10 protein-coding genes are annotated in these 9046 nt (G+C 34.7%); 6 read left to right on the top strand and 4 right to left on the bottom strand.

What is annotated here, in order from left to right; all coding sequences use genetic code 11:
• The first annotated feature begins 396 nt into the window (after window positions 1–396).
• Both AS180_RS20195 and AS180_RS20190 read left to right on the top strand, forming a co-directional pair.
• The gene (locus AS180_RS20195; protein WP_025908579.1) at window positions 397–1245 is read left to right on the top strand and encodes a ComEC/Rec2 family competence protein; all 849 of its coding nucleotides are present in this window, start codon (window positions 397–399) and stop codon (window positions 1243–1245) included.
• A 2-nt stretch (window positions 1246–1247) separates the two neighbouring features.
• The gene (locus AS180_RS20190; protein WP_025908578.1) at window positions 1248–1469 is read left to right on the top strand and encodes a DUF3006 domain-containing protein; all 222 of its coding nucleotides are present in this window, start codon (window positions 1248–1250) and stop codon (window positions 1467–1469) included.
• 406 nt (window positions 1470–1875) lie between these two features.
• On the opposite strand, the gene AS180_RS20185 is transcribed toward AS180_RS20190, so the two are convergent.
• From AS180_RS20185 to AS180_RS20175, 3 genes are all read right to left on the bottom strand, one after another.
• On the bottom strand, window positions 1876–2652 hold the full coding sequence (locus AS180_RS20185; protein ID WP_025908577.1) for an SDR family NAD(P)-dependent oxidoreductase: 777 nt from the start codon (window positions 2650–2652) through the stop codon (window positions 1876–1878).
• 181 nt (window positions 2653–2833) lie between these two features.
• Window positions 2834–3658, bottom strand: coding sequence for a methyltransferase domain-containing protein (locus AS180_RS20180; protein WP_258954146.1), 825 nt, complete (start codon window positions 3656–3658; stop codon window positions 2834–2836).
• Window positions 3659–4016: 358 nt separating this feature from the next.
• Window positions 4017–4538 carry a sigma-70 family RNA polymerase sigma factor gene (locus tag AS180_RS20175; protein WP_025908575.1) on the bottom strand — a complete coding sequence of 174 codons (522 nt, stop codon included), beginning with the start codon at window positions 4536–4538 and terminating at the stop codon, window positions 4017–4019.
• Between the two features lie 374 nt (window positions 4539–4912).
• Here AS180_RS20175 and AS180_RS20170 point away from each other — a divergent pair, with 374 nt between their 5' ends.
• The 4 genes from AS180_RS20170 to AS180_RS23710 all read left to right on the top strand — a co-directional run bounded on the left by AS180_RS20170 (window position 4913) and on the right by AS180_RS23710 (window position 7735).
• Entirely contained in the window at window positions 4913–5479 is a 567-nt protein-coding gene (locus AS180_RS20170; protein ID WP_226373007.1) for an RNA polymerase sigma factor, read from the top strand.
• Window positions 5469–6800, top strand: coding sequence for a DUF4179 domain-containing protein (locus AS180_RS20165; protein WP_025908573.1), 1332 nt, complete (start codon window positions 5469–5471; stop codon window positions 6798–6800). Before AS180_RS20170 ends, AS180_RS20165 begins: the two co-directional genes overlap by 11 nt.
• Before the next feature lie 419 nt (window positions 6801–7219).
• Window positions 7220–7333 (top strand): PhzF family phenazine biosynthesis protein, encoded by a 114-nt coding sequence (locus AS180_RS23715; RefSeq protein WP_226373006.1) that lies wholly within the window; start codon window positions 7220–7222, stop codon window positions 7331–7333.
• Window positions 7334–7735, top strand: coding sequence for a PhzF family phenazine biosynthesis protein (locus tag AS180_RS23710; RefSeq protein ID WP_226373008.1), 402 nt, complete (start codon window positions 7334–7336; stop codon window positions 7733–7735).
• On the opposite strand, the gene AS180_RS20155 is transcribed toward AS180_RS23710, so the two are convergent.
• Window positions 7653–8900 (bottom strand): ISL3 family transposase, encoded by a 1248-nt coding sequence (locus AS180_RS20155; RefSeq protein ID WP_062687414.1) that lies wholly within the window; start codon window positions 8898–8900, stop codon window positions 7653–7655. The two genes, AS180_RS23710 and AS180_RS20155, sit on opposite strands and share 83 nt — an antisense overlap.
• Window positions 8901–9046 lie beyond the last annotated feature (146 nt).

Below are 9046 nucleotides of genomic sequence, written 5' to 3'. Positions count from 1 at the left end.
ACATCCATTTCTCTAGCTACTTGAGCCACAGACTTGTTGTTTTCTGCAATATACTTTACTGTTTCTTTTTTAAATGCTTCATCATATCTTTTACCAGTACCTCTTGGCATCTCGACACCTCGTTATAGTTTTTATTTTTATTATAACAATCTGTGTCTACTTTTTAGTCTAGCATCATAATCATGAGGTCAACTTCGCTTCATTCTTGAAATAGTACATTTCATTACTAATTACCTCTATAATGTTATTTTATTTTATATATAACATGACTTTTTTCATATTTATAAGTAAAATATTTAAAAAAATTTATGTTAATAGCTGATTTCATGTAGTAAAATTAACTTTGCTATAAAGGAACAACAAATAAAAATATATTCGTTAGAAGGGGATGGAACAATGAAAAGTCATGTTATAAAGATTATTTCTTCTCTCGCTATAGGAATAGGGGTTACTGTAGCTCCTGCTTCGTCATACGCTGCAACATCTAAAACCGTTAAAGTGCATTACATTGATGTGGGTCAAGGAGATAGCATCTATATTAAAGCTCCGAATGGTGAGGACATTGTTATTGACGGTGGAAATAAAGGAAAAGGGAATACCGTTGTAAGTTATTTAAGGAAACAAAAAGTTGATGATATAGAAGTACTAATCTCTACTCATCCTGATGCTGATCATATTGGTGGATTAGATGAAATCATTAATGCATTTAAAGTGGAAAATGTTTATGCACCTAAAGTAAGTCATAATACACAAGCTTACAAAGACTTTTTAAATGCAGTTAACAAGAAAAAATTGAAAATCAAAACAGCGCAAGCAGGATTAAAGCTACCTGTTAAAGATGTAAATGCTCAAATTGTAGGTCCTACCAAAACGTATGCTAACAGTGATTTAAATGACTGGAGTGCTGTTATCCATATGGCTTATAAAAAGAATACATTTTTATTTACAGGGGATGCTGAAATAAAAGCAGAAGCAGACATGATTAAGGCAAAGAAAACACTACGCGCAGATGTGCTTAAAGTAGGCCACCATGGTGCCAAAACGTCTACAAGTAAGACCTTCTTAGATGTTGTAAAACCTAAATATGCGGTCATCAGTGTCGGTAAAAACAGCTATGGTCACCCTACTTCTCAAGTTGTAAACTTACTAAAGAATTCTAAAGCAAGTATCTTACGAACAGACCAAAATGGTACAATTATTATCACAGGTGATGGAACATCTTATTCTGTTAAAAAATCGAGGTAATTATGGAAAAGATAAAAGGTATTATTGATCGATTTGAAGATGGATATACCGTTGTTGAAATTGAAGGCAAAACAAAGGATTATCCTACAGATATTTTCCCTAAGAATGCACAGGTCGGAGATGTGATTTATATTACGGGAGATAAAATTAAGATTGATAAAAGCAAAACAAAAAAACTGCAGAAAGAAATTGAAGATTTAATGAATGAGGTTTGGGAAGATTAAAAACCTAAATACTTCAATTTATGTACATAGGATTACTAGTTCTGGTCCAAAAATCACTCACTAGAAACATAGAGTATGAAGCTTGCACCAGCCCTCCCTTTATAAATAATGTAGCTATACCCCATACATTCAAGTATGGTCGCTTTAACAATTGAAGAAGCTAAACAAAAAAGCAAAAGCAGAGTTTATAGACGGTACAATTACATCTGTTTCCCTTTTAAAACCTGATGAAGAAAAACAATAACTATTTAGTTCCTTTCAGCTTATTAATATAGGTACGTGAAAGAGAGCCCTGAATATAATTCAGGGTCTTTTTTTATTTTATCGATGTTTGCTATATAAAAATTCAGTTAACATAATGTAGCTTTTATCAGTAGTAATAAGCTGCATTGTTAGTTCTATAAGGTTATGTAAATTTAAACCCAATTCCACCATCTACAATAATGTTTTGACCCGTAACAAAAGATGCATCATCAGAAAGTAACCATTTCACTGTTTTTGCTGCTTCGTATGGATCACCAATTCTCCCTAAGGCATTTAAGCTTTTATATGATTCATCTAGTTTTACCTTTTCTTCTGGAGACAAAGTTGAAAATTTTTCTTCCAGCATAGATGTACGAAATGCACCTGGACAAAGAGAATTAATTCTTATATTTTGATGGCCATATTCTTGAGCAACTGATTTCGTTAATGCGATAACGCCACTTTTTCCAGCAGCATAAACCCCAGTTCCTGCCGAACATAAGAGAGCATCCATTGAGGATGTATTCACGATGGCACCATTATTTTGTTTTGTCATTACTTGCAGCTGATACTTCATACAAAGCCATACACTCTTTAAGGTAACATTAATTAAATGATCAAAGTCTTCTTCCTTAAACTGATGAGTAGCAGCAGATGAAGCCTCTGTATTAGCTGCATTATTAAAGCCAATATCTATCTTACCAAATGTAGAATATGTTTGACTAACAAGATTCTTGACATCCTCACTAATCGTAACATCAGTTTTAATAAAAATAGAATTAGGTGACCACTTTTTTATTATAGAAAGGGCTTCCTCTCCCTTTTCAGCACTTCGAGAGGCTAGGACGACATGCATGCCCTCTTTTGCTAATAATTCGGCTGTAGCTAAGCCAATCCCCGAAGTCCCACCTGTAATGATCCCTACCTTTTCTTCAAACATATATTTCTCCCCTTTTGCATTCAATGAGATCCAAATAGATTAATTCTATTTAACTTTTGAATATCCTTTAGTGAAATACTACTTTAAGCTATATATGATACAGAAAATTAGTTACCATAAAACACGTTCTAGGAATCCCTACAAAGCCTTTGGAGATTACAAAGGCTTTTTAAAAGATTATTTAGTTAAGTTCTCTATTCACAGTACCTTCTATTGCTAATAAGTACATTGTTTGAGATTTTGCACACCCTTTTATCCATTCCGAAAAATCTCTTTGAGACTGTTCTAACTTATCCTCTGTGATTGCTCCATCTTCCATCATTTGTTTTCCCTTAATTTGAGCTACGTTAGCCCAAATTGTAATATGATCATGAAAATCGTGGTCATCTTGTTTCGTGTTTTCATTTTGCTGAGTTATTTTTATATTTGTAAGTCCAGCATCCTTAAATATATGTTGAAGGTGATCGGCTATTTCATTGTCCATACCTGCATCAGAACGCCACTGTAAAAAAGCTTTGTAGAAGGATTTCATCGTTTCAGGAATCTCTGGTTCCCAAGATATTTTTGTATGATTATAATCAAGAACTAAAACCCGACCGTTCTCTTTTGTAGACTGAATCATTTGATTTAAAGCATCTTTAGGTTTTGATAACCATTGAAGAACTCTTGCAGAAGTAACAATATCAAATTCACCATAAAAAGGGAGATTATAGATATCAGCAATTTCAAAAGATAGCCCTGGAAGATCTTTATAAGTCTGACGTGCTTTTTCTATTAAAATTGGGTTATTATCAACACCGACTACGCGAGCATTTGGACCGACTAACTCTGCAATTCCCGAAGTTATTGCCCCTGTACCACAGCCGACATCAAGTACAGTCATTCCGGGTTTTAGTAACTCTGCTAATCTCTTGTGAGAATTCTCCAAAGTACGAGTATCTATTACTGCCGTTTTTGTAAGCTTGGCTCTTTCCATTGCTGTATCATTAACCATATAAATCCCCACTCCTATTTTGGATATTTAAACCAATTTAACACTCGCCTCTTTATCCGTCAACTAGAATTTAATAACTAAAATATAAAGCTTTTTTATATGTACTCCATACACTTTTAGTTAACATAATGTCTCTTTCCGGTACACATCAAAAAAATGAGTCCTTGGTAAACAAGGGCTCGTTTGCTTTTTGAATTTATGGTTTATGCAGCTTTTTATACATCCTTGATTTGACAAGCATCTGTGAATGGAGTCAACCTTTATTCGATGTATAAAAAGTGCACGTTTTATACATATGCTCGTGCGGAAAAATATATATAATTAATGTAAAAATACGGTACATCTACTTACTGGGCTATGCTACGATTCTTCACTTATCAAAAAGTGCTTTTGCACGTCTCAATCTCGTTTTTACTGTATTCGTTCCTACTTCGGTTATTAACGCAATGTCTTTAATCAGTAACTCCTCATAATAAAAGAGGTAAATCACTTCTTTATACTTAGTGGGTAGCTTCATAACAGCTGACATTAGCTCGCAGTCTTCTTCCTGCTGGATGACAGCTTGTTCTGTATTTTCTTTCTCATTAATACAACTCGAGAAATAGTCGGTCGTCGATACCGTGTTTTTGTTGTACCAGCGTCTCAAGAAGTCTTTGCAATGATTAATTGCAATTCGCCATAACCACGTTCGAAACTTGGCTTTACCACTGTACCTATGAAGGTTTTTGTAGCATTTTATAAAAATATCCTGTGTCAAATCTTCTGCAATGGCTACGCTGTTGACATATGAGTACGCCAGCTGCAAGATTTCTTGTCCATATCGATCCATAATTTCATCTATAACTAGCTCTTTGTCTTGTACGTGTATCCATTCTACCGTCAGTTCTTTCACTTCTGCCTCTCCTTTCTTATTCTTAGACGAAGTATTTTATAAAAAGGTTTTTATATTTTCTTTTTTTCTCTTACTTTGAGTAAAAAATATTTATCAAAAGATAATGTTATTTTTTAAATAGATAAGCCAGGCCATAATTGAAATATAATCTGGCTTATCTCCTCAAAGTTAATTTAAGTATTTTTTAACGTATTTTGTTTAATTCGGTCATTTTTATTCTTTTCTACGCTATAGTATTCTCTTAGTCACAAAACCTTCAATTAAAAAACAGTTGAAAACTTCTTATGACATTCACTCCTGACGAAAGAAACAACAATTACTAATTATTTGTTCTCTTCTTTTTTATAAAAATTTAAGCCAAATTCCAATTAACATTGTCTAATAAGTATAAAAGGAAAAAGCAGAGAGGAAGGATTTCAATTATTAGGATAGTTAAAAAAGCTCAAAAAGGTAATGATAAAGCTTTTTTGAAGCTTTTTCAGACATATGAACAAGATATTTATCGGATGGCTTATGTATATGTCAAAAATAAGGACGACGCCTTGGATGTGGTTCAAGAAGTAGCATACCGTTCTTTTAAAAACATAGATACATTAAAAAAGCCGGAATACTTTAAGACATGGTTAATCAGGATTACCATTAGGTGTGCAATCGATCATCTAAGAAAGAATAGCAAGGTCGTTCAATTACATCCAGAATATGAAGAGATCATTGGTTCAGACATCGAAGATATCCCCCTTACAATATCCCTTCATCAATTAGTGGAAGAACTAAATGAAGATGAGAAAAGTGTTATTATTTTACGATTTTATGAAGGCTATTCTTTTAGGGAAATAGCTGAGACATTAACCATTCCCTTAGGCACGGCTAAATCTATTTTATATCGTGCTTTAGCTAAACTTCGTAAACAAGTGAAAGGCGTGGGTATTTATGAAGAATAAACTAAAAGAAGAACTTGAACAAATTGAAATCCCAAAAGAATTACATATAAGAGCCAAACTCGGTGTAGAAAAGGCTAAATCAGAGCAACCAAGAAGAACGTTTAAAAAAGCAATTGTATTTCCGGCTGCCGCAGCTTTATTCCTTATAGGTTCCGCAGGTGTAGGAGCAGCGACATTTCCAAGCTTCAACCACTTACTATCTCTTGTTAGTCCCGACATTGCCTTGTTTCTTCAACCTATTGAAACCACTAGTGAAGATAACGGAATAAAAATGAAGGTTATAGGTGCGATGAACGATGACGAAATGGCTGTTATTTACGTTACGATGCAAGATTTAACAGGTAATCGCCTTGATAAAACGCTGGATCTTTATGATTACACATTAACTGACGGGCATATGTTTAATAGCCAAATTGTTGACTACGATAAAGGTACAAATACAGCCACATTACGAATTCAAGCAAATGGAGGCACAAACTTTAATAATAAAAAAATCAAATTGCGAATAAGCTCTTTCCTTAGCCAAAAGCATAAGCATGAGCGAATCAAGATAGATACTAATCTGTCGGAGCTAAAGAATAAAAATGTAGATACAATCTCTCTTAGCGCAGATAGTACATCCGGAGGAGGTGGGGAAATTACTGACCAACTCGACACGGGAGAAAGTATAGAAATCTTAAAGCCTAACGAAACCATTCTTTCTCTGCCAAAAATAAAATTTATGCATGTATCAAATATTGGATTTGTGAATGGTCAACTTCACGTTCAAACAAAGTGGTCCGATGAAGATATAGATAGCCATGGAGATTTTTATTTAGTTGATCCTTCCGGAAAGAAGATAAATGCTTCTTCTAACATCTCTTATGGAGTAGATAAATCAGGGGAAACTGTTTACGGAAATAACTACGTAGAATATATTTTTGATGTGAATAGTAAAGATCTTAGTAAGTTAAAGCTTATGGGAGACCTTGTATCTAATGGTAACTATACAAAGGGTGATTGGAGTACTACATTTAAATTGCATTCTGTAGAAAGCGAAAAAAGTCTGAGCTTTAATGAAGGCTTTGGCAGCTGGGAAGCAACTAAAATCACTCTTTCATCACTAGGTGTAACGCTATACGGAAAAGGGCATTTTAAAGACACTGATAACATAAAAGTGAGTGTTAAAATGAATAATGGCAGCATTCAATCACTCGATTCGTTACAAAACTTTAGTGATAATAAAAGCGTTAAAGCTAAATTTCTATCTTCTTCTCCTTTAGATTTATCAAAAATCAAAGCAATTAATGTAAATGGTACAGTTATAAAAGTATCTAGATAAAAAAAAGCTAAGTTTCTTAATCCTATGAATAAGAAACTTAGCTTTTTTATTCTTAATTATTTTAAGGGCTACCTTAATATCAATTTATTAAGATTACAGCACACACCGTCCGTAAAAGTATGCTTTTTGACAGTAGCCACAACAAGAAAAAACCTTATATTTGTTTTAAGGAGTTTGTCATGTTATTCCAGATAAGGGCCATTTAATTGAGCAACACCCTTTAAAAAACTGGATATTCATATTTAACATATAAGTGAGATTGTGAAATATTATATTTAACGAATGGGGGGATTACTTAATAAAGTGATCTCTTTTTTCTTGAACAAATGGGGTAACAAATATTGTCTTTAATTCTTTCAATTAAAATGAAATAATTGGTATGTTGGTTAAAATTTAAAAAGTAAATGAGGGACGGTCTTATGGAGAAAATGAATTATTCTATTGTTGATGTGTTTTCAGAAGGTAAATATACGGGAAATCCACTTGCAGTTTTTAAAAACGCTGGGAATATTTCCGATAATGAAATGCAGTAAATAGCCAAAGAAGTTAATTATTCTGAAACTACTTTTATTTTGTCAGATTCAAAAAATGATGGTGGTTATGATGTTCGAATTTTTACACCAAATGAAGAGGTTCCTTTTGCGGGCCATCCGACTTTAGGAACTGCATATATCATTCAAAACAAAGTATTAGAAGAACCTTTGACTGAACTTATTTTAAATTTTAAAGGTGGTCAAATACCGGTTTCATTCAATAATGAAGAAGAAGTTCTATGGATGAAACAAAATGAACCTACTTTTGGTCAAATTTTAGATACTAATAAAATGGCTCTTTATCAAAACATGTTCTTGACTAAGAGCCGTAGCCGTATTGAATCCATTCTTCATTGCACTCCAATAAAATGTGTTGCTTATAGCACTCCGGATTGCGAGTGAAATAGTGACGACGCTGCAGAGCCTTGATTTTATTATTTTTTCCTTCAACCGATGCATTCGTAAAACGCAATTGATGATAATTACAGATTTCTTCTTGCCAATTGTGCATCGTTTTTAAACAGATTTCTACAATCGGATGGTCAATTGCTTTTCCTTGCGCCAGCCATCTTTCGTAACCTTTTTTGGCAAGGCTATACGATGGACTGCAGTCATACCAAGCAATGAAGGCTTCTTTCCATTCATACACTTGGCGAAGTAATTTCGCATAACCAAGCAGTCGTTTTAAACTCACCATTTCGTCTCTTGTGAGCTGGTCATGACGTTTACCAAGAATACGGAAGTGTTGTTTTAAATCGGCTTTCGCACAGGGAGAAAGGCTCTTTTGAACCTGTTTTCGCATAGTTTGTAAGGTATCCGTTACGTAACGATTGACGTGAAAACGATCGGCAATTCGAATGGCATTTGGATCCATTTCTTTTACGAATGTATGATAGCCTTGCGCTAAATCCATGACGACAGCGACGGGGTTAAGTGTCTGCCAAATCGGCTGCGCTTGATAATAATCCTGTAATTCTGCAATCGTACGACCTGGGATGACATCTAAAAACGTGCCACCACGTAAATCGTGTAAGCCGGTGTTATAGCGATGTCCTTTACGAATTGCAAAGTCATCGATACCCAGTACAAGACCCGTACTCACTTTAGCCTGTTGTGCGCATCGTCTTTGAACGCGAGCCGACTCCACTGCCATCCATTGACGTACAACACGGTGAACCGTTGTTGGTGGTGTTTCAGAGAGGCGCGCCGCATGGGCAATCGTCGCTCCTATCGCTTGTTTCGGTAACGTGGCTTCAAATGCCTTTGTATAGCGCTTTTTTGGCGCAACACAGTCGTAATGCCACACAAAATGGGCATGACAATCTTTGCATGTTAAACGGATTGCGGGCAGAAGTAAATATACTCGCTTCCCAAACGCAGCGAGGTGACGTACTTTTCGTTGATATGCCGTGCCACGACGAATCGTTTGCGCCGATGCACAAACAGGACATGGTTGTATAGAATCAATCGGTGTCACTTCAATGAGCACTTGATCTTTTTCTTTTTGAATAGCACATACATTTAACTCTGGTAAATCGAGTAAAACCTTGATAGAATGGGAATGCATCTGTATACCTCGCTCTGTTGTTTGGTCGTACTTTCAACATTAACGGATACAGATGTTTTTTTGTACTCTTTCATGCGTGTTGATTAACCAATAAAATCCAAAAAAAGCATACAAAAAAGGGCACCTATCTTGTAGAATGTAATTTG

Origin of the sequence: Priestia veravalensis (assembly GCF_001457055.1) — a bacterium.
Taxonomy (GTDB): domain Bacteria; phylum Bacillota; class Bacilli; order Bacillales; family Bacillaceae_H; genus Priestia; species Priestia flexa.
This window is presented reverse-complemented; position numbering and strand designations above follow the sequence as displayed.

What these genes read in the sequence shown, in the direction of transcription:
- AS180_RS20195 (WP_025908579.1), top strand. Translation starts at nt 397, where the DNA reads ATGAAAAGTCATGTTATAAAGATTATTTCTTCTCTCGCTATAGGAATA.
- AS180_RS20190 (WP_025908578.1), top strand. Translation starts at nt 1,248, where the DNA reads ATGGAAAAGATAAAAGGTATTATTGATCGATTTGAAGATGGATATACC.
- AS180_RS20185 (WP_025908577.1), bottom strand. Translation starts at nt 2,652, where the DNA reads ATGTTTGAAGAAAAGGTAGGGATCATTACAGGTGGGACTTCGGGGATT.
- AS180_RS20165 (WP_025908573.1), top strand. Translation starts at nt 5,469, where the DNA reads ATGAAGAATAAACTAAAAGAAGAACTTGAACAAATTGAAATCCCAAAA.
- AS180_RS23715 (WP_226373006.1), top strand. Translation starts at nt 7,220, where the DNA reads ATGGAGAAAATGAATTATTCTATTGTTGATGTGTTTTCAGAAGGTAAA.
- AS180_RS20155 (WP_062687414.1), bottom strand. Translation starts at nt 8,900, where the DNA reads ATGCATTCCCATTCTATCAAGGTTTTACTCGATTTACCAGAGTTAAAT.